Raw genomic sequence first — 20,152 nt, forward strand, 5'->3', positions numbered from 1 at the left:
TTACTGGCTCTTGCTCACTGCTTTGCCATTGTTACTGCTGGCTGAGGCTGGTGAACTACCATTTTTCGCAGATTTTGCAAGCCCTGTCGATGCGGATTTATGCTGAGATGCAGCATTTTTTGCGGAAGAATTACCCTTAGAAGCATTCTTTTCGGCGGTTTTTGGATGATTTACAGGTGCGCACTTAACTGGTTTTGAGCCTTTTGCCCCCCTAGCAGGCTTAGGACACTTCGGCGCAGGCGGCGCAGGTTTTTCAAGGCTGAGGCTGGCGTTTTCTGCCATGGCAGTCGAAACATCACCTGGCCGACGGTTTGTTTTTGGTATTAATACAGTGGAGCCGGAGCGGATACGCATTCCCCTGGGGATACCATTAACCTCCCTCAATGTATCGACATCGACACCTAAGGTTTTTGCTGCTTGGTCCACGCTCTCCGTTTTAGTTACTTGAACAGCCGTCCATGACGACAGTGGCTTGTCGTATTGCTTCAAATTGGATTGAAATATTTCAGCGTGAGCAAACGGCAACAATATCTGCTGATTGGCATTACTCAAAATTAAGGGCTTATTAAATGATGGATTCAGGCTATGAAATTCATCTGCAGGGATTTCAGCCAACTTAATGACTAAGGCCACGTCAATGTCACTACCGACATCTACCGCAACAAAGTAAGGGTGATTTTCAAGATCAGGCAATACGATTCCATAAGCCTGTGGATCTAAAACAATTTGTCGATAGGCCATTAATTTTGGAACGTAATTCCGAGTTTCACGCGGCAGAGTCAAGCTCTCATAATCGGTCGGCAAACCAGCTGCGGCATTACGCTTTTGTGCTTTGGCAATATTTCCAGCGCCCCAGTTGTAGGCAGCCAGAGCAAGCTCCCAACTACCAAACTGATTATGCAAGCGCTGCAGGTAATCTAAAGCTGCATCCGTTGACTGCACGACATCACGTCTTTCATCTCTGAATACGTTTTGCGTTAAGCGGAAGTCTTTTCCGGTGGCGGGCATAAATTGCCATAAACCCACTGCCTTTGCACTAGATTTAGCATTGGTAACGAAAGCGCTCTCAACAAAAGGTAGGAGCGCAATTTCTGTCGGCATATTACGTGCGTTAACCTCTTGAACAATGTAAAACAAATAGCGTGATGATCTTGTCATAGAACGATTCACGTAATCTGGTCTTGCGGCCAACCAGCGGACTTGTTCAATTTCCAATGGCGTATTCATGGACTCCATCTGAAAGCCATCTCTTATTCGCAGCCACAAATTATCTGAAGGTGCGTAGACTTTGCTGACAGATTGATTTTTGAGGTTTACCCGTGTTGCCCTAGATGCCTTTGAATTCGTTTTCGTTGGAGTATCAGAAGACCAATCTCCAGTACTAGCGCAACCACTTAAAAAGGCAGCAATTAGTATTGCCGCATAAATCAAGCGCATCAGAAACGATCTTTCCAGGCGCGAATAACTGCCAATACATGCGCAGCTGTTGGTAAGTTATCTTGCTCTGAAACTTCCTTTGCCATCGCAGTTACTTCAGCCTGATCACAGCGCATAAAGGGATTTACCTGCAGCTCCTGGCCAATCGTTGTTGGTAGCGTTGGCAAGCCCTGCTCTCGCAGTGATTTTGCTTGCTCATCCCAAGAGAGTAGATTGAGATTATTCGGCTCAACTGCTAGCGCAAAACGAATATTGGATAAAGTGTATTCGTGGGTGCAGTAAACCAAGGTATTTTTTGGTAATGCCGCAAACTTTGCGAGGGACTCCGACATTTGGGTAGGCGTGCCTTCAAACAATCTTCCGCATCCCGAGGCAAACAAGGTATCTCCACAAAAGAGCATGGGTTCAACAACATTGGCTTGCATGTTGGCAAAGTAAGAAATGTGACTCAATGTGTGGCCAGGAACTTCGAATACCTTAAGGCTAATTCGGGGTGACGCAATTTCAATCTTGTCATCCTGCATTACTGCGACAGTTCGCCCCGGAATGTTTTCGCCTACTGGGCCCCATACGGGAATATCAGCACCCAGAGCTTTCAATAAATGAAGAATGCCGCCTGTATGGTCAGCATGGTGGTGGGTAATTAAAATTCCCTTGAGGGTTAAGTTTTTTAACCTCAAATACTCAAGGACTGGGGCACAATCTCCTGGGTCAACCACCAAGGCAGCACTACCATCATGAATGCACCAGATATAGTTGTCATCAAAAGCCGGTATGGGCCAGACCTGCAATAAAGTATTCTTATCCATAAACCGATGATACCAACCCCACCCATCCCCTCTCAGATGCCTGCACCCCCCTGGAGCTCATGGGAAAAATGGCTCCAATCGCCACCTGGGCGCTATGTTCTTGGCTGGGAGCAACGCTGTTTTGATCAAATTGTTGCAGATGTCTTTGGATTTCATGCAGTCCAGATTGGTCTGCCGCAAATTAACGCCTTAAATGAAAATCGGATGCCCCTGCACGCCATCCTGATTCATTCAAACGACAGTCGAATTGATGCAGCGCGCTTCAACTGGCACCTTATTGAAGGCAATGCCACAGAACTTCCTTTTGCAAGCGAGAGTTTGGATTTAATAGTTTTGCCTCACGTTTTAGAGTTTGCTGCTGACCCGCATCAGATTTTGCGTGAGGTAGATCGAGTGCTTCGACCTGAAGGTCGCCTCATCATATCCGGCTTCAATCCTGCCAGCTTATGGGGTGCACGTCAGTATCTCAGTAGATTAATTGGCACACCCTACCTTCCAAGGGACGGTCAATTCATCAGTCTCATTCGCATCAAGGATTGGTTGGAGTTACTAAACTTTTCCTTAGATCGCGGTCACTTTGGTTGTTACAAATTTCCGCTTCAGGGTGAATCCGTTATGGGCAGAATGAATTTCCTAGAAAAAATGGGGAATCGCTGGTGGCCCATATTTGGCGCTGTTTTCTTGGTCTCTGCCATCAAAAGACATCAAGGCATGCGACTCATTGGCCCAAGCTCAAAGGTGCGAATTCCAGCCATACAGCAATTAACACCCGCTGCCGAGCGAAGCAATATTCAAAAACACCTCAAAAACAACAATTCCAAGTAAATTATTGCCATGCCGCATTCCAAAGCCCATCCTCACATCGTGATCTATACCGATGGAGCCTGCAAAGGCAATCCAGGTCCTGGTGGCTGGGGAGCGGTTTTAAGATCGGGTGGCCATGAAAAGCATATTCATGGGGGTGAAAAGCTCACCACCAATAACCGTATGGAGATTTCCGCTGTCATTTTTGCCTTAAAAGCCCTCAAACAACGTAGTACGGTTGAGTTATGGACCGATTCTCAATACGTTCAAAAAGGGGTCACGGAATGGCTTGAGGGCTGGAAGAAAAGAGGCTGGAAAACAGCCAGCAAAGAACCAGTAAAAAATGCCGATCTTTGGCAAGAGCTTGATGCCCTACTTCCATCCCATGAAATCTCCTGGCATTGGGTTAGAGGTCATAACGGGCACCCTGGGAACGAGTTGGCTGATCAGCTTGCCAATAAGGGTGTTGAGGAATTTTTGCCTTAGATCCAAGAGCTGCCTATGGCCACCATTTAGGCCATCTTATGAGAGAATGAACCTGCTCTAAAAGCCATAGAAACAGCACTAAAACCAGATAAAACCAAGAAAAACGAGACTGTGTCAATAATAGAATCCTCACTCGATAAGGCTGTTGCCAAACTCGGGCAATTGAAAAATACAGGCAAAGCCCGTTTATGTGCGCTTTGGCAAAAATGTGCTCCACAAATTGCCCGCATCAAGCAATTGGATTACGCCACCCTGAAATCCCTAGCAATTCGATTCAAATGGCGCATTCTTTTGGTGCTCATTATTCTTTATGCAGGATCAAAGACTTATGACTATTTCTTTCCTGCATCCGAGAAAGCTGGCGGCCCAGTAACCATTACTTCAGTAGTGGTTGAGAAAAAAGATGTTCCACTCATCATTGAGGCTACAGGCACCATTGTTTCGAATAGCATTGTTGATATTAGGCCGATGGTTACGAACACCGTTGCCAAGGTTGAAGTGAAAGATGGTCAAGAAGTTAAAGCGGGTGACCTACTCTTCACCTTGGATGATCGCAATGACAAAGCGAACTATGAAAAGCTCAAAGCACTGGCGGATGATGCTCAAAAGCAATATTTGCGTGCAAAAGAACTTGTAGCTAAAAACTTTATTTCTAAGGCGGGCTTAGAAACCAGTCTTGCTAATGCTAAATCAGCGCAAGCCGCTGCACGTGCTGCAGAAGTGCAACTGTCTTTTGATTACATTAAGTCCCCTATTGATGGTCGTGCTGGCATTGTGAACGTATTCCCAGGGTCACTAGTGCAGGCTAGCAATATTGTTTCTACCGCAACCAGCTCTACCGCCACATCTAGCGTGGGTTCTATGGTGACCATTACTCAATTGAACCCAATCAATGTCCAGTTCGTCATCCCCGAAAAAGACATTCCCATCATGCTCGAGAATCAGCTTGATGGAGAGGCTATGACCGTCAAAGTGACGGTTGGTGATAGCGGTAAAAAAACATATGAAGGAAAAGTATTGGTGATTGATAACCAAGTAGACCCTTCAATAGCTGCGGTTCGCGTTAAAGCACAAATACCCAATGACGACAAAACATTATTACCGGGACAATTTGCACGCGTATCCCTGGTTGCCAACACCTTAAAAGACGCACTAGCGATTCCTTCACAAGCGGTCATCATTAATGCTCGCGGCAAAATGGTTTATGTTGTCGACAAAGATGGCAAGGCTGTTTCCAAACCTATTAAAGTGGTTTATGAATACCTAGGGTCAACCGTTGTTACAGGCATTGAACCTGGCGATAGAGTAGTTGTTGAAGGCAAGCAAAACTTGCGCCCTGGAAGCAAGGTGCGCGAGTCTAAGAACGCTGCCCCTGCAGCAAATGCACCAGCAGCTCCTACAGGAGCGCCGAGCACAGTTGCCCCTACCAACCCTTCAGCCGCAGAGAAGAAATGACGCTCTCCGAATTATGTATTCGGCGTCCGGTAATGACGGTACTGCTCTCGGTAGCAACCGTCATTGCAGGCGCAGTTGCCTACGTCAAAATTCCTGTCGCCGCCCTACCTAGTTTTAATACGCCTGTTATTTCTGTTGGCGCCTCTTTGCCAGGCGCATCCCCAGAAAACATGGCGTCTGCTGTTGCGCTGCCACTTGAGAAGGAATTCTCAACGATTGACGGCATTAACGTCATCAGCTCAACTAATTCACTTGGCAGCACCAGCATTACTCTGGAATTTAATAACGACAGGGATATTGATAAGGCGGCTGTAGATGTGCAAGCAGCTTTGTTGCGTGCACAAAAAAGACTGCCTATTGAAATGACGGTGCCACCCTCGTATCGCAAAATCAATCCAGCAGATACACCGGTTTTGGTAGTTCGAATGAGCTCACCATCTATCAGCTTGTCTGATATCAATCAGTACGCAGAAAATCTCGTTTCACCCAATTTATCTACGATAAGCGGTGTTGCACAGGTGTTGGTGTATGGCGCCAAGCGATACGCCGTTCGGGTACGCGTACACCCAGATGCTCTAGCCAATCGCAATTTAACGATCGATGATATTGCTGCTGCTGTAAATAAGGCTAACTCTAATAGCCCAGTAGGCGTATTAGATGGTCCCCGCCAAGCCATCACTATTTACGCCAATCCCCAACTGGTTAGACCAGAAGAATTTGCAAACTTAATCGTGAGCCAAAAAAATGGCTTACCAATTTATCTCAAGGATGTTGCCGACGTCATTGAAAGTTATGAGGATGTCAAAACGCTGGCAAGCTCAAATGGTGAGCGCTCAATTGCGGTTGCGATATTGAGACAACCTGGCGCCAATACCGTAGATGTGGTCAAGTCAGTAAAAGAATTGCTACCCCAACTGCAAAAGCAAATGCCAGAGTCTATTCGGTTACAACTTCTAAACGACCGATCTCTCTCCATTATCGAGGCGATCCATGACGTTAACTTTACGCTGGCATTAACCGTGCTACTCGTGATCCTGGTGATCTTTTTGTTTCTAAAGCATGTATCAGCAACCATCATTCCTTCAATTAGCTTACCCATCTCACTCATCGGCGCTTTTTTCTTGCTGTACTTTATGGGCTATAGCCTGGATAACATCTCCCTTTTAGGTATTACCTTAGCCGTTGGTCTGGTTGTTGATGATGCCATCGTCGTCCTTGAAAACATCATGCGTTATGTTGAGCAAGGTATGGATCCCCTCAAGGCCTCACTCAAAGGCAGCAAAGAAGTTGGCTTCACCATTATCTCCATCTCCATTTCACTAGTTGCAGTCTTTATCCCACTCTTTTTTATGCCGGGTCCAATCGGACTGCTATTTAGAGAGTTTGCAGTTGTTGTTTCACTCTCCATTCTCGTTTCTGCGGTTGTGTCTTTAACCGTTGTACCGATGCTGTGCAGTCGCTTCCTACCCAAGCCTGGTCAACACGCAAAAGAATACGCAATCAACAAGAAATTTGATCGCTTGTTTGAATGGATGCTAAAAACCTACATTCATTACTTAGATCTTGCTTTAAAGAATCGTAAGATGGTTTTGTGGGGTGCGATATCTACCTTTGTAATCACCGTGGTATTGTTTATCAATAGCCCTAAAGGCTTTTTCCCAGAAGAAGATATCGGTCAGATCTTAGCAACAACTGAAGCTTCTGAAGACATCTCTTTCCGCGCTATGTTGGCCTTGCAGGATCAGGCTGCCGAACTGGTAAACACTGATCCAAACGTAGCGAGCTCTATTTCTGTCATTGGTGGTGGAGCAAGTTCTGGCTACAACACTGGTCGTATTTTTATTATTCTCAAACCCAAAAGTGATCGCGCTAAGATGGCCAAAATCATGGAGGGTTTGCGTGCCAAGTTCAAGGAAATACCCGGGCTACAAGTCTATATGCGCCCTGTACAGAACTTACAACTCGGTGGCAAAAGCAGTAAGAGTCGCTATCAATTTACATTACAGAGTGTTGGTTTTGAAGGTGTAAACGAGTGGGCGGATAAGCTCATGCAGAAAATGCGTGCCGACCCCATGTTTAGAGACGTCACCAGCGACTCTCAAATGAAGGGCTTGAACGTCAAAATCAATATCGATCGTGAAAAAGCTGCCAGTGCTGGAGTCAGTATTGCTGATATCCGCTCTGCTCTCTATAACGCTTTCGGGGAAAAACAGGTTTCCACTATTTACACACCCGTAAATACGTATTACGTCATTCTGGAGGCCGCTGTTGAGGACCGGCAATATGAGACTGATCTTAATAAAATCTTTGTGCGCGGTCGTGCCACTGACAAGTTAATTCCACTATCAAGCCTTGCTACCTTTACGCGCACTGTAGGTCCTACAGCCGTGAACCATCAAGGTCAGATTCCTGCGGTTACCCTATCCTTTAACTTAGCCCCGGATGTTTTCTTGGGAGATGCCACCAAGCAGATTGAATCATTCACCAAAGCTATAGATCTTCCACCATCCATCATTACTAGCTATGGTGGTGATGCTGCTGTATTTAAAAGCAATCAATCGGGCCAGTTAATTCTGATCTTCTCTGCGTTGGGCGTGATTTATATATTGCTGGGCGTTTTATACGAGAGCTACATTCATCCGCTGACGATCTTGGCAGGATTACCATCAGCAGCAATTGGTGCAATCCTGGCGTTGCGTATCTTCGGATTCGAGTTAACCATCATTGCATCCATCGGCATTCTGCTACTTATTGGTATTGTGAAAAAGAATGCAATTTTGATGATCGATTTTGCATTGGATGCACAACGCAACCAGAGAATGACTCCCGAGAAGGCTATTCGTGAAGCCTGTATTTTGCGCTTCCGCCCCATCATGATGACCACCTTTGCAGCCTTGATGGGCGCCATTCCGATTGCTTTTGGTTTAGGCGCGGGAGCTGAATTACGCCAACCACTGGGCATTAGTGTGGCTGGCGGACTCATCTTTTCACAATTTGTGACACTGATCATTACTCCTGTTATTTATCTTTATCTCGATAAGTATGCGGGCAATGGTCCAATGGAAATTCCACCTGCCGTTCTAGAGGGAACCTAATGCGTCAAGTTATTCTCGATACAGAAACTACGGGTTTAAATCCAGCCACTGGCGATCGAATTATTGAAATTGGTTGCGTAGAAATGGTTGGCCGTCGCCTAACCGACAGAACCTTTCATTACTACATTAATCCAGAGCGTGATATTGATGCCGGAGCATTCGCAGTTCACGGACTTTCTAGAGAATTTTTATCTGATAAGCCCATCTTTGCAAACATTGTTGAACAATTAATTGAATTCGTGGATGGCGCGGAAATTGTGATTCATAACGCAGCGTTTGACTTGGGATTTTTGGACAATGAATTTGCATTACTTAAGCGGCCGCCATTCCGCAACCTTGCATCGAAAATTACCGATACGCTTTTAGACGCGCGTCAAATGTTCCCCGGTAAGCGCAACTCATTAGACGCTTTGTGTGAACGTTTCTCTATTAGCAATAAACATCGCACATTGCACGGCGCTTTATTGGATGCCCAGCTCTTGGCTGAAGTCTATGTAGCAATGACTAGAGGTCAAGAAGACCTTTCTATTGATCTGATTGATTACACAGTAGGTGCGGACTCCCTTGGTCACGCCATGGCATTGCCTACAGACCTTAAGGTGCTGGCTGCTAGCGATGATGAATTACAAAACCATGAAAAAATCTTGGCTGAAATTGCTAAGGCAAGTAAAAAGGACCCCATCTGGAGTCCTTTGAGTGTTGCTAGCTAACAGTAATTCAGTTAATTAGATTGCTGCGGCAATCGCCTTACCCAAATCATCTGTTTTTGCCGTTCCGCCTAGATCTGGTGTCAATGGAGCATGCCCCGGACCTGAGGATAAAACCTTTTCAATTGCAGAAAATATTGCTATACCAGCTTCTGGATAGCCAAGGTGATCTAACATCATCGCCCCACTCCAAATTTGACCAATTGGATTGGCAATCATCTTGCCGTAGATGTCGGGTGCTGAGCCATGCACTGGCTCAAACAGGGATGGGAACTTGCCCTCTGGATTAATGCTGCCCGATGGAGCAACCGCAATAGTGCCAGTACAAGCTGGACCCAAGTCAGAAAGGATGTCTCCAAATAAATTACTAGCCACAACGACATCAAATCGATCTGGATTCATCACGAAATGAGCGGCCAAAATATCAATGTGATATTTATCAGTCCTTACATCAGCAAACTTTTTAGACATTGCTTCAACACGTTCATCCCAATAAGGCATGGTGATGGCAATACCATTTGACTTCGTAGCAGAAGTTAAATGCTTTTTCGGGCGACTTTGCGCAAGATCAAAGGCGTATTGCAAGATACGATCAACGCCCTGCCTTGTAAAGATGGATTCCTGAATTACCACTTCCCGATCGGAATCAGGGAACATTTTTCCACCAACGCTAGAGTATTCACCTTCGGTGTTCTCACGCACTACGAAAAAATCAATATCGCCAGGCTTGCGATTGGCCAATGGGCAAGGAACGCCTGGAAGCAATCGCACTGGGCGTAAGTTAACGTATTGATCAAAGCAACGGCGGAATTGAATCAAACTTCCCCACAAAGAAACGTGATCAGGAAGAATGTTTGGCATACCTACGGCACCAAAGAAGATGGCGTCGTACTTCATCAAAGTATCAAACCAATCATCCGGCATCATCTTGCCGTGCTTCAGATAGTAATCACAACTTGCAAAATCGAAGTGATCGAATTGCATACCCAGATTGAATTTGCGGTTGGCCGCCTCTAAGGCTCGCACGCCCTCGGGCATCACTTCCTTGCCAATGCCATCACCTGGAATAACAGCGATCTTTGGGTTCTTAAAAATTTTCTTTGCGTTCATAAGTTCCGTGTCTCTTTATTTTTATTGAATATTGATTTTACAAAGCCTAACTAATTGCCCGGCGGATTTCATCGGGAGCTTTCTTACCCCCTTTTTCACCAGATTCGCTATCGTAATTGCTTGTATTTTCAATGGTCTCAGGCACATCCTCCTGCATACGGATATTGTCTTTGGGGCAGATTGGTGCGCCATAGCTAGCCCATTTTTTAAGCAAGGTAACCTCATAGCCACATTGACCACACTTAGCCTTACTGCGACTGGCATTACTGGGTCTAGGGGGCGGAAACACAATTGCTTGGTGTGGGTATGGCCCTAACTCTTGGCTGATCATCATCAGCTTTACGGTTAGCTCCTCAGTAGCATGCGCCATTCTGGCTGGGCCTTCCAATCCGACTGTCTGAGCAATGCCCTTGAAATCTTCACCATGACCACTAAAGCAGTCGTCTACGGCATGGCAAAGCTCATGTACCAAGGTGTCCAGTAGTTGCACAGGCTCATCTAACTTAGGGGAAATAAATATTTCATTCACACCACCTCCTGAACGCTCACGCGGCCAACACTGACCAAGTGTTGTCCTTGGACTACTGGAGGCTGGAAAGCCGCATGAAACCCTTACCGGCGGGATTGCATAACCTGCCTTAGAAAAAACAGGCTCTAAGTGTCTCACTGCGTCCTCTAGCCATGCCTCACGAACTGTATGTTGCTTCATCTAACTTCTCTTTATCTCGAATATCTGGAACAAAAACCACCAATTGCGATCATACGCCACCAAAAGTAGAATGAACGAATGAAAGATCTTGAAAGCCTCAGTGCCACCCAAGCCATCAAAGCACTCTCTAAAAGAGAAATCAAAGCGACCGATTTATTGCTTTCCTGTCTGGACCGGATAGGGCAAAAAGAGAGCATTGTCAGGGCCTGGACCAGCCTTGGTAAGGAGAATGCCTTATCTCGTGCCAAACAACTAGATAAAGGCGCTTTTCAAGGCATTCTGCATGGTCTACCGATCGGGGTTAAAGATCTTTATGACACCTATGATTTGCCAACCTCCTATGGCTCCCCAATTTATGCAAATCACTACCCCATTACAGACGCCGTTTCAGTTGCATTAATGCGTCAAGCCGGCGGCATCATTTTAGGGAAAACAGTTACCACCGAGTTTGCAGCCTTCAAGAGTGGCGTTACTAGCAATCCCCATCACCCTAAGCACACGCCTGGAGGATCCTCCAGCGGTTCAGCAGCAGCGGTTGCAGATTGGATGGTGCCGCTTGCCACCGGGAGCCAAACAGCTGGATCCATTATTCGCCCCGCGTCTTTTTGTGGCGTAGTGGGTTTCAAGCCCAGTCTAGGCAAAATTAGTATTGCTGGCATCAAGAGTTTATCTGTAACTCTAGATACGATGGGCTGCTTTGGCCGGACCATTGAAGATGTTGGGCTTGGTGTAGCAGCCATGAGTGGTGATCATCGCCTCGCAAAAATAGAAGCCCTACACAACAAACCTCGCATCGCTATCTGTAAAACAGCCAACTGGTCTGCTGCACAAAAAGAGACGGCCACCGCCCTTGCGGTCGCACGTCATGCCGCAGAAATCATCGCTAAGGGTACGGTTGATGATATGAAATTGCCGAAGGCCTGCGATGGACTTACGCAAGCACAAAGTCGGATCATGCTTTCTGAAATGTCGCGCAGCTTGTTATTTGAGCGAGTACATCACGCCAAGAAACTGAGCCCCCAGCTCAGTAAGCAGCTCAGCGATGGCGCTGAAATTAGTTGCGAACAATATACAAAAGACATACATCTTGCTGAGAAAGCAAAAGCTTCTGTTGCTCAATTATTTAACGATGAGGTTGATATTCTCATTGCGCCAAGCGCAATAGGCGAAGCTCCTAGCATCAAGGACGGAACTGGGGATCCTATTTTCTGTCGTGGCTGGACACTTCTGGGGCTGCCATGCATCAATATTCATGTTGCGAATGGGCCCAATGGATTGCCGGTTGGGGTTCAGTTAATCGCTGGGCCAGGTAAAGATCATTTTTTACTCAGTGCTGCGCGTGCCTTCGTGCTTGCGTTGCCTGACCCCACTTTACGAGATCAGGCATAGGTCAAACTTTAGTCAAGCGTAATATTTGCTGCTTTAATGGCCTTACTCCAAAAAGGAATTTCCTTTTTAACTAATGCATCAGTTTGATTTGGACCCAGGTAACGTAGCTCGACACCAGCAGCATCTGCACGCTCTTTAATTTCTGGCAAAGACAAGCTTTGTTTCACAGCATCCGTTAGCTTAGAAATAACTGGTGCTGGTGTCCCAGCAGGTGCATACAAAGCAACCCAAGATTCCAATTGAAAAGACGGAAGGCCAGCTTCAGCCGTAGTGGGCACATTAGTCATACCTGGGTGACGATTTTTGCCTGTCACAGCCAGGCCCTTCAGTTTGCCGCTCTGAACATGTTGCATGACTGAGGGTGGCGTACTGATAAAAACTTGCACTTGACCAGCCAACACATCCTGAATTGCTGGCCCAGATCCCTTATAGGGAACGTGCACCATGTCTACCCCGGTAGTTTGTTTAAAAATCTCTGTGCCAATATGAGAAACAGAGCCATTACCTTGAGATGCATAGTTCAACTTGCCTGGATTGGCTTTTGCGTAAGCAATAAATTCTTTGAGATTATTCACTGGAACCGATGGATGCACAGCAATGACATTGGTAGAAACGGTTAACAATGCAATCGGAGAAAAGTCCTTGATTGGGTCCCAAGGTAATTTATCGAATAAAGCAGGGTTACCTACGTGATACCCAGAGTAGGAGATTAATAAGGTGTATCCATCTGGTTTTGCCTTAGCTACATATTGATAGGCGGTATTACCACTTGCGCCCGGCTTGTTATCAACTACCACAGGTTGACCGATGACGCGCGTTAATGGCTCGCTTAACAGTCGAGCAGAGGTATCCACTAATCCACCTGGCGGATTGGGGACTACCAGGGTAATAGGCCGATCAGGAAAAGATTGAGCAAAGGACGAACAAGCAATGCACAGACCAAGCGTTGCAACAACCTTACGTATTACTGAATAATTTTTCATCTTTGTCTCCAACGTTTTTTGAATATTTATCGCTGCCCTACTTTTACATCGCCAAAAATTGCTTGGGCTTCACGAGGCAGGCAACGCCAATAGCGCTCATTTGCAGTAACGGTGCCATTTAATGCTGCCGCAGCTTCCCATGCCCAACGTGGCTTGTATAGGAATGCTCTTGCCAGAGCGATGAGATCTGCATCACCAGCCTGCAGAATAGCTTCCGCTTGTTGTGGCTCGGTAATTAAACCAACGGTCATGGTTGGCAAACCAGATTGGTCTTTAACGATCTTGGCAAATGGCACTTGGTAGTTTGGGCCAATTGCAATCTTCTGCTTTGGTGAAATGCCTCCTGATGAGATATGAACAAAATCGCATCCGATTGGCTTGAGTCTCTTTGCAAAATCAGCTGCCTCTTCTGGGGTCCAACCACCCTCTATCCAGTCGCTAGCTGAAATTCGGATACCAAGAACGCCCTGATAGGCGGCTCGCACAGCTGCAAATAATTCCAGAGGGAAACGGATACGGTTTTCAAATGAGCCACCATATTCGTCGGTGCGCTGATTAGCAATCGGCGATAGAAATTGGTGCAACAAGTAACCGTGTGCGCCATGCAATTCAATACCATCCAAACCAATGCGAGCGGCACGCTTGGCAGATGCAACAAAGTCCTCGATCAATTGTTTTAGTTCTGATTTGGTCAACTCATGTGGAAGGCGCTCACCATCCAATTGAGGGATAGCAGATGGCGCCAGAGTCTCCCAGCCACCCTGATCCTTCGCAAGTAGTTGACCGCCATTCCAAGGAGTAGCACTGGAAGCCTTCCGACCTGCATGAGCTAGCTGTATAAAAACTGCTACCGCCGGAGCTAATGCTCGTGCACGAGTTAATTTATCCTTTAACGCCGCTTCTGTGCGGTCGTCCCAGAGACCTAAACAGGCTGGCGTAATCCGTGCCTCAGGGCTCACCCCAGTAGCTTCAATAATGAACAAAGCTGCACCGCTATTGAGCAAGTTACCCCAATGCATTAGATGCCAGTCGGTTGCCTCGCCGTTATTGGCCGAATATTGGCACATCGGGGCGATCACAATGCGATTAGAAAGCTCCAAAGGCCCTCGTGGGGAATTGAGGGTATAGCGTGAAAATAAAAGACTCATGGAAGGCCTCAGAAAGTCCAAAAATAGGTCAAAAATACGAAAATTGCCGTAAAGCGATAGAATACTTAAAAAGCAGAATAAACGAGACAGCGAAGTCGTGCAGGCCACAAGGCTAAGCGACTTTTTATCAAAAACCCTTAAAATACTCATTACAAGAGACTATGAACGCACCTCAAGCCTTTGAATCTAAAGAAGATATTGGTCACTATGTTGGCGGCCATGTAGTTAATCCTAAAGACGGTCGATTTGCCGATGTATACAACCCTAGCAAAGGGGCTGTTGCTCGTCGCGTTGCCCTTGCTAGCCGCAAGGAAGTTGATGCTGCTGTGGCAGTGGCGCAAAAGGCCTTCGAGACCTGGAGCCAAACCAGTCCATTACGTCGTTCCCGTATCTTATTTAAATACCTAGAGCTCTTGAATGCCAATCGTGATGAATTGGCTGCGATCATTACAGCCGAACATGGCAAAGTATTTACCGACGCCCAGGGTGAAGTTACCCGAGGTATTGAAATTGTGGAATTTGCAACTGGGATTCCAGAGTTACTCAAAGGCGACTACACCGAACAAGTTTCAACAGATATCGATAACTGGGTAATGCGCCAGCCATTAGGCGTAGTAGCCGGTATCACACCTTTTAACTTCCCTGTCATGGTGCCAATGTGGATGTTCCCAATGGCAATCGCTTGCGGCAATACATTCATTCTTAAGCCCAGCCCTACAGATCCTTCTGCCTCATTATTTATGGCTAGATTACTCAAAGAAGCTGGTCTTCCGGACGGCGTATTTAACGTTGTTCAAGGCGATAAAGAAGCGGTGGATGCCTTAATTGAAAATCCAGATATCAAGGCAGTAAGCTTTGTAGGATCTACGCCTATTGCTAACTACATATATGAGCGTTGCGCTCATTTTGGCAAGCGCTCACAAGCTTTGGGTGGAGCCAAGAATCACATGGTCATCATGCCTGATGCCGATATTGATAAGGCGATTGATGCATTGGTTGGCGCTGCCTACGGGTCAGCTGGTGAACGCTGTATGGCGATCTCAGTTGCAGTCTTGGTTGGCGATGTAGCTGAGAAGATCATGCCTAAGCTTATTGAGCGCACAAAGAGCCTTAAAGTTAAAAACGGTATGGAGCTCGATGCTGAAATGGGTCCTATCGTAACTAAAGCAGCACTTGAGCGCATTACTGGTTATATCGAAAGTGGTGTTGCATCAGGCGCTAAGCTTCTCGTCGATGGTCGCGGGCTTAAAGTACCCGGCAGCGAAAATGGCTTCTTTATTGGTGGCACGTTATTTGACAGCGTCACCCCCGATATGAAGATTTACCTAGAAGAAATCTTTGGGCCAGTTTTATCTTGCCTACGTGTGGCCAACTTTACTGACGCACTCAACTTAGTGAATTCTTGTGAATTTGGTAATGGCGTTGCTTGCTTTACAAGTGATGGCAATATTGCCCGTGAATTTGCCCGTCGCGTTCAGGTGGGCATGGTTGGTATCAACGTACCTATTCCAGTTCCAATGGCATGGCACGGTTTTGGCGGCTGGAAAAAATCTATCTTTGGCGATATGCACGCATATGGCAAAGAAGGCGTCCGCTTCTATACTAAGCAAAAGAGTGTGATGCAGCGCTGGCCTGAAAGCATTGCTAAGGGCGCAGAGTTTGTGATGCCTACCTCTAAGTAATCAGTTGATGTAGATAAAAAGCGATCTTCGGATCGCTTTTTCTTTGCTAATTTATTGCCGAATCATTATTGAAGCGTATTTTTGAGAGCAGGAATCATTGGCATTGAAAGTACGTCGATACCCTCTTCCCTTAATGCTTCGGCTTCATCTAAGGTAGTTTGGCCGCGAATACTTCTCTCGGGAGACTCCTTATAGTGAATCTTTCTGGCTTCATCCGCAAAAGAATCACCAACATCTTCTGAGCGACCCATTAATTCACGCATGCCTTTTAAGAAGGCAGCTTGAACCTGTGCCTCCAGATCAGAATGATCTTTGCCGGTAAGAGCAACTACGCCTCCACTTAGATTTTCTGAATGAGTCTGAGGGACTGCTAACTCAGTCGAGGCAGATTTGCCAATATGTGGAGCTGAAGGCATGCGGGTGACTTCTGTACTTTCACACACAGGACAAGCCAGGATACCCTTCTCTTGCTGCGCAAGGCAGTCCTCTTCCGAGGCAAACCAACCTTCAAATCGATGGTCTAGTGGACAAGCTAAGTTATAAACTTTCATAAAACGTATATTGGGGCAAAAACGATAAATTCAACACCCCTATTTTAATCGGGTTTGAATTTATCTACTTGATAGGCATGGGCTTTACTAAGCCCTTGCGATATCGATCAAGCCAGTAAGTGGATATGGTGGTTTTGACGTCGGTAATCTCACCGGACTCAACCCAACCCAGCAATTGATCCAGTGGAGCGGCAAATACATCTAAAAACTCTTCATCATCTAAATGGCTATTACCAGGGACCAGATCTTCAGCCAAATAAATATCAATGAACTCGGTTGAATAAGAAATCACCGGATGTATACGTCGTACATAACTCCATTTTTTTGCCGTATAACCTGTTTCTTCTTGAAGCTCTCGTTGCGCACAAACTAAATGATCTTCACTGGGATCTAATTTTCCAGCAGGAATCTCTATGCAGGCTTTTGCTATTGGATAACGATACTGGCGCTCAAGAAGCACCCTGCCATCATCCAAAATCGCAATAATAGCCACTGCCCCAGGATGCGTTAAATACTCACGAATAGCCTGCTCACCATCGGGCAGAGATACCGTATCCCTTTTCATATTTAAAAAGATACCGCCGTATAGATCCTCACCTGAGATACGCTCTTCACGTAAATGGATATCACCCACAGGCAAATCTTCAAAGGTCTTTTCAGTCATGGTTCTTAATAAAAATATTTATGCAGTGAATAGTTTAAGCATCTTAATTAATCTAGATGTCATTTTGATGGCCTAAAAACAATAAAGGCCCCTTGCGGAGCCTTTAGAGAGATGCCTCGCTTAATTATGACCCCAATAGAGTGCGGCGCATCGCATCCAGACAGAGACTCATCAAACCTGCGGGGACAATGCCAATAGCCAATACCAGAATGCTATTTAGACTCAAAATGCCTTTAGCAAAGCCAGATCCAGAAACGGTGATTTCATGCTCAGGTTCATCAAAGTACATGACCTTAACCACTCTGAGGTAGTAGAAAGCGCCAATCAATGATGCTATGACAGCAATAACGGCTAAGAAGGTATGCTCAGCATCCACCAAAGCCTCAAGAACACCCAACTTAGCAGCAAAACCCACTGTAGGCGGAATACCGGCTAAGGAGAACATCATGACAAGGCCAATAAATGCAAACCATGGATGTTTCTTGTTCAGACCCTTGAGACCATCTAAGGTTTCACAGTCATAACCTTTACGAGATAACACCATCAATAAACCGAAGGTGCCAAGTGTAGTTAATACATAAGTGATAGCGTAGAACATGGCTGCGCTAAATGCATGGTCGTCAAATACGGAGAGCATGCCTAAGAGCACAAAACCCATTTGCGCAATAGCTGAATAAGCCAACATGCGCTTCACATTAGTCTGGGCAATCGCAGTCACGTTACCAACCACAAGGGATAGCACTGCTAGCAAAACCAACATTGGCTGCCAGTCACCTAGCAATGGCAGCAAGGTATTGACCAGTAAACGGAACAATAATGCAAAAGCAGCCAACTTTGGAGCTGCAGCAATCATCAAAGTGACGGCTGTTGGTGCGCCTTGATAAACATCAGGCACCCACATGTGGAATGGAACCACACCCAATTTGAAAGCTAAACCAGCTACGATAAATACCAATCCAAAAGCCATTACCAAATGATTTACACGGGGGTCAGCAACGGTTTTAAAGATTTCGATTAAGTCCAGGGATCCAGTAACGCCATAAAGCATCGACATGCCATAAAGCAAGAAACCAGATGCTAACGCGCCCAAAATGAAATACTTAATGCCTGCCTCTACACTCTTTTCGCTTCCATGACGCATTGCAACCAATGCATAAGTTGGCAGAGCCATCAGCTCTAAGCCGAGATACAAAGTCAGAAGATTTGCGCCAGAGATCAATACGAATTGACCAAGCAATGCAAGCAAAGCCAAGACGATAAAGTCAGGACGGAATAAAGCGCGATCCATTAAATATTGCTTGGAATAAATCAAACTAACCAATACAGCAATGCATGAACAGGCCTTAAGCAAGTTCGAAAATGGATCAGACTGGAACAAGCCATTCATTGCCACTAAAGCGGGATCACCCATGCGTCCTACAAAAGCAAAAATGAGGTAGGCCAACAAAATAATCGAGAAGAAATAAACAAATCCAACGCCACGTGGAGTATGGAAAATATCTTGCTCTACACCTGGTGTGGACGTGACCCTCTCGCGAACATAAACGCTAGCAACCAATAGCAAACAGGTTGCTACGAGCAAAACAAGTTCCGGCAGGATGGCGTATAGGTCGAATGCTTGCATTTGTACTTACTCAGAGTTTGCTTACAGCAACATGCTGCAGCAGATTAATCACGGCTGGATGAATAATGTCGGTAAATGGCTTTGGATATACACCCATACCAATCACACAGATGGATAGAACTACCATTAAAAAATACTCACGGCAATTGAGGTCCTTCAACTCTTCAACATGGGCGTTATTAATGGTGCCAAAAAATACCCTTTTCACCATCCAGAGTGAATAGGCAGCACCCAAAATTAATGCAGTCGCTGCCAGGATGCCGATAACAAAGTCATAATCAACCGCAGCCAATATCACCATAAATTCGCCGACGAAACCAGAAGTTGCTGGTAGACCACAGTTAGCCATGGCCATCAACACAGCGAATGCGGTAAATGCTGGCATACGATGCACAACGCCACCGTAATCAGCGATCTGACGGGTATGCATACGGTCATACAACACGCCAATCGATAAGAACATTGCGCCAGCAACAAAGCCATGTGAAATCATTTGTACAATGCCGCCCTCAATCCCTAGTGGACTGAAGAGGAAGAAGCCTAAGGTGACAAAACCCATATGCGCTACCGATGAGTACGCAACCAGCTTTTTCATATCCTTTTGAACTAAAGCAACTGCGCCAACATAAATCACAGCAACCAAAGACAAGAAAATCACAAATGGGCCTAAATACTGGCTCGCGTCTGGTGCAATCGGCAATGAGAAACGTAGGAATCCATACGCACCCAGCTTAAGCATGATTGCGGCCAAGACTACGGAGCCTCCGGTAGGCGCTTCAACGTGCACATCAGGTAACCATGTATGCAATGGCCACATTGGCACCTTCACTGCAAATGCCATAAAGAAAGCAGCAAACAATAGAATTTGCTCAACAATATCTAGGCGGGCATTTTGCCAGGCCAAGATATCAAAGGTATTGGTTACGTTGTACAGATACAGCATGGCAATTAAAGTAAGCAAAGAGCCAAGCAATGTGTACAAGAAGAACTTGAATGCAGCGTAAATACGATTATGGCCACCCCATACACCAATAATGATGTACATCGGAATCAATGTTGCTTCAAAGAAAACGTAGAACAGCAATGCATCGAGCGCACAAAATACGCCAATCATTAATCCAGAAAGGATCATGAAGGAAGCCATGTATTGAGATACTTTGGTTTCTATCACTTCCCAGGCTGCAATCACCACAATGACGTTGATGAAGGCAGTAAGCACAATAAACCAGACAGAAATACCATCAATGCCCAGATAGTAATTAATGTCGTAGCGCGGGATCCAGCTAATCTTTTCTACAAACTGCATGCCAGAATTGGCAATATCAAAATTGAGTACCAATGGGAGTGTTGCGATAAAGCCCAGAACAGCACCAATTAAGGCTAACCAGCGAACGCCGGCAGTTGGCTTTTCGGAACCATAGAACAAAATAATGAGTCCAAAGACAATCGGGGTCCAGATGGCGTAAGAAAGAATCATAGTGGCTACTTAAGTAACAAAG

At 45.9% G+C, this 20,152-nt stretch carries 17 protein-coding genes; 7 read left to right on the forward strand and 10 right to left on the reverse strand.

All coding sequences use genetic code 11. From position 1 onward, the window contains the following. Together ICV36_RS05135 and gloB are read right to left on the reverse strand one after the other, a co-directional pair. Window positions 1-1,437, reverse strand: coding sequence for a transglycosylase SLT domain-containing protein (locus ICV36_RS05135; protein WP_215401490.1), 1,437 nt, complete (start codon window positions 1,435-1,437; stop codon window positions 1-3). Then, window positions 1,437-2,246: a hydroxyacylglutathione hydrolase gene (gloB, locus tag ICV36_RS05140; RefSeq protein ID WP_215401491.1), complete on the reverse strand. Its 810-nt coding sequence runs from the start codon at window positions 2,244-2,246 to the stop codon at window positions 1,437-1,439. The genes ICV36_RS05135 and gloB overlap by 1 nt, the downstream gene beginning before the upstream one ends. A 36-nt stretch (window positions 2,247-2,282) precedes the next feature. On the opposite strand from gloB, the gene ICV36_RS05145 reads away from it, so the two are divergent. The 5 genes from ICV36_RS05145 (at window position 2,283) to dnaQ (ending at window position 8,796) form a co-directional block, all read left to right on the forward strand. Further along, entirely contained in the window at window positions 2,283-3,071 is a 789-nt protein-coding gene (locus ICV36_RS05145) for a class I SAM-dependent methyltransferase (RefSeq protein WP_251375108.1), read from the forward strand. Between the two features lie 9 nt (window positions 3,072-3,080). Continuing rightward, window positions 3,081-3,536 carry a ribonuclease HI gene (rnhA, locus tag ICV36_RS05150; protein ID WP_215401493.1) on the forward strand — a complete coding sequence of 152 codons (456 nt, stop codon included), beginning with the start codon at window positions 3,081-3,083 and terminating at the stop codon, window positions 3,534-3,536. A gap of 111 nt (window positions 3,537-3,647) precedes the next feature. Continuing rightward, on the forward strand, window positions 3,648-4,991 hold the full coding sequence (locus tag ICV36_RS05155) for an efflux RND transporter periplasmic adaptor subunit (RefSeq protein WP_215401494.1): 1,344 nt from the start codon (window positions 3,648-3,650) through the stop codon (window positions 4,989-4,991). Continuing rightward, on the forward strand, window positions 4,988-8,086 hold the full coding sequence (locus ICV36_RS05160) for an efflux RND transporter permease subunit (protein WP_215399569.1): 3,099 nt from the start codon (window positions 4,988-4,990) through the stop codon (window positions 8,084-8,086). The genes ICV36_RS05155 and ICV36_RS05160 overlap by 4 nt, the downstream gene beginning before the upstream one ends. Next, on the forward strand, window positions 8,086-8,796 hold the full coding sequence (gene dnaQ / locus ICV36_RS05165; protein WP_215399570.1) for a DNA polymerase III subunit epsilon: 711 nt from the start codon (window positions 8,086-8,088) through the stop codon (window positions 8,794-8,796). The genes ICV36_RS05160 and dnaQ overlap by 1 nt, the downstream gene beginning before the upstream one ends. Before the next feature lie 15 nt (window positions 8,797-8,811). Here dnaQ and ICV36_RS05170 read toward each other — a convergent pair whose 3' ends face one another. Both ICV36_RS05170 and ICV36_RS05175 read right to left on the reverse strand, forming a co-directional pair. Then, window positions 8,812-9,903 carry a tartrate dehydrogenase gene (locus ICV36_RS05170; protein ID WP_305848868.1) on the reverse strand — a complete coding sequence of 364 codons (1,092 nt, stop codon included), beginning with the start codon at window positions 9,901-9,903 and terminating at the stop codon, window positions 8,812-8,814. A 46-nt stretch (window positions 9,904-9,949) separates the two neighbouring features. Further along, entirely contained in the window at window positions 9,950-10,612 is a 663-nt protein-coding gene (locus ICV36_RS05175) for a SprT family zinc-dependent metalloprotease (RefSeq protein ID WP_215399571.1), read from the reverse strand. A gap of 78 nt (window positions 10,613-10,690) precedes the next feature. Here ICV36_RS05175 and ICV36_RS05180 point away from each other — a divergent pair, with 78 nt between their 5' ends. Continuing rightward, window positions 10,691-12,001, forward strand: coding sequence for an amidase (locus ICV36_RS05180; RefSeq protein WP_215399572.1), 1,311 nt, complete (start codon window positions 10,691-10,693; stop codon window positions 11,999-12,001). Between the two features lie 8 nt (window positions 12,002-12,009). Here ICV36_RS05180 and ICV36_RS05185 read toward each other — a convergent pair whose 3' ends face one another. Together ICV36_RS05185 and ICV36_RS05190 are read right to left on the reverse strand one after the other, a co-directional pair. Beyond that, window positions 12,010-12,984: a tripartite tricarboxylate transporter substrate binding protein gene (locus tag ICV36_RS05185; protein ID WP_215399573.1), complete on the reverse strand. Its 975-nt coding sequence runs from the start codon at window positions 12,982-12,984 to the stop codon at window positions 12,010-12,012. A gap of 26 nt (window positions 12,985-13,010) precedes the next feature. After that, a complete protein-coding gene (locus ICV36_RS05190) occupies window positions 13,011-14,132 on the reverse strand; it encodes an NADH:flavin oxidoreductase/NADH oxidase (RefSeq protein WP_215399574.1) in 1,122 nt (373 codons plus the stop codon). Window positions 14,133-14,293: 161 nt separating this feature from the next. Between ICV36_RS05190 and ICV36_RS05195 the strand changes: the two genes are divergently transcribed. Beyond that, a complete protein-coding gene (locus ICV36_RS05195; RefSeq protein ID WP_215399575.1) occupies window positions 14,294-15,814 on the forward strand; it encodes a CoA-acylating methylmalonate-semialdehyde dehydrogenase in 1,521 nt (506 codons plus the stop codon). A gap of 65 nt (window positions 15,815-15,879) precedes the next feature. On the opposite strand, the gene ICV36_RS05200 is transcribed toward ICV36_RS05195, so the two are convergent. The 4 genes from ICV36_RS05200 to ICV36_RS05215 all read right to left on the reverse strand — a co-directional run bounded on the left by ICV36_RS05200 (window position 15,880) and on the right by ICV36_RS05215 (window position 20,130). Next, window positions 15,880-16,365 (reverse strand): DUF1178 family protein, encoded by a 486-nt coding sequence (locus ICV36_RS05200; RefSeq protein WP_215399576.1) that lies wholly within the window; start codon window positions 16,363-16,365, stop codon window positions 15,880-15,882. Between the two features lie 64 nt (window positions 16,366-16,429). Further along, the gene (locus ICV36_RS05205) at window positions 16,430-17,029 is read right to left on the reverse strand and encodes an NUDIX domain-containing protein (protein ID WP_215399577.1); all 600 of its coding nucleotides are present in this window, start codon (window positions 17,027-17,029) and stop codon (window positions 16,430-16,432) included. Between the two features lie 124 nt (window positions 17,030-17,153). Beyond that, window positions 17,154-18,653 (reverse strand): NADH-quinone oxidoreductase subunit NuoN, encoded by a 1,500-nt coding sequence (nuoN, locus tag ICV36_RS05210; RefSeq protein WP_215399578.1) that lies wholly within the window; start codon window positions 18,651-18,653, stop codon window positions 17,154-17,156. Window positions 18,654-18,663: 10 nt separating this feature from the next. Continuing rightward, on the reverse strand, window positions 18,664-20,130 hold the full coding sequence (locus ICV36_RS05215) for an NADH-quinone oxidoreductase subunit M (RefSeq protein ID WP_215399579.1): 1,467 nt from the start codon (window positions 20,128-20,130) through the stop codon (window positions 18,664-18,666). Window positions 20,131-20,152 lie beyond the last annotated feature (22 nt).

It is taken from the genome of Polynucleobacter sp. MWH-UH35A (assembly GCF_018687075.1).
In the GTDB taxonomy this organism is placed as follows: domain Bacteria; phylum Pseudomonadota; class Gammaproteobacteria; order Burkholderiales; family Burkholderiaceae; genus Polynucleobacter.

Bases quoted from the DNA above. Each gene is read 5' to 3' on its own strand.
- ICV36_RS05135 (WP_215401490.1), bottom strand. From the start codon at position 1,437: ATGCGCTTGATTTATGCGGCAATACTAATTGCTGCCTTTTTAAGTGGT.
- gloB (WP_215401491.1), bottom strand. From the start codon at position 2,246: ATGGATAAGAATACTTTATTGCAGGTCTGGCCCATACCGGCTTTTGAT.
- ICV36_RS05145 (WP_251375108.1), top strand. From the start codon at position 2,283: ATGCCTGCACCCCCCTGGAGCTCATGGGAAAAATGGCTCCAATCGCCA.
- rnhA (WP_215401493.1), top strand. From the start codon at position 3,081: ATGCCGCATTCCAAAGCCCATCCTCACATCGTGATCTATACCGATGGA.
- ICV36_RS05160 (WP_215399569.1), top strand. From the start codon at position 4,988: ATGACGCTCTCCGAATTATGTATTCGGCGTCCGGTAATGACGGTACTG.
- dnaQ (WP_215399570.1), top strand. From the start codon at position 8,086: ATGCGTCAAGTTATTCTCGATACAGAAACTACGGGTTTAAATCCAGCC.
- ICV36_RS05170 (WP_305848868.1), bottom strand. From the start codon at position 9,903: ATGAACGCAAAGAAAATTTTTAAGAACCCAAAGATCGCTGTTATTCCA.
- ICV36_RS05175 (WP_215399571.1), bottom strand. From the start codon at position 10,612: ATGAAGCAACATACAGTTCGTGAGGCATGGCTAGAGGACGCAGTGAGA.
- ICV36_RS05180 (WP_215399572.1), top strand. From the start codon at position 10,691: ATGAAAGATCTTGAAAGCCTCAGTGCCACCCAAGCCATCAAAGCACTC.
- ICV36_RS05185 (WP_215399573.1), bottom strand. From the start codon at position 12,984: ATGAAAAATTATTCAGTAATACGTAAGGTTGTTGCAACGCTTGGTCTG.
- ICV36_RS05190 (WP_215399574.1), bottom strand. From the start codon at position 14,132: ATGAGTCTTTTATTTTCACGCTATACCCTCAATTCCCCACGAGGGCCT.
- ICV36_RS05195 (WP_215399575.1), top strand. From the start codon at position 14,294: ATGAACGCACCTCAAGCCTTTGAATCTAAAGAAGATATTGGTCACTAT.
- ICV36_RS05200 (WP_215399576.1), bottom strand. From the start codon at position 16,365: ATGAAAGTTTATAACTTAGCTTGTCCACTAGACCATCGATTTGAAGGT.
- ICV36_RS05205 (WP_215399577.1), bottom strand. From the start codon at position 17,029: ATGACTGAAAAGACCTTTGAAGATTTGCCTGTGGGTGATATCCATTTA.
- nuoN (WP_215399578.1), bottom strand. From the start codon at position 18,653: ATGCAAGCATTCGACCTATACGCCATCCTGCCGGAACTTGTTTTGCTC.
- ICV36_RS05215 (WP_215399579.1), bottom strand. From the start codon at position 20,130: ATGATTCTTTCTTACGCCATCTGGACCCCGATTGTCTTTGGACTCATT.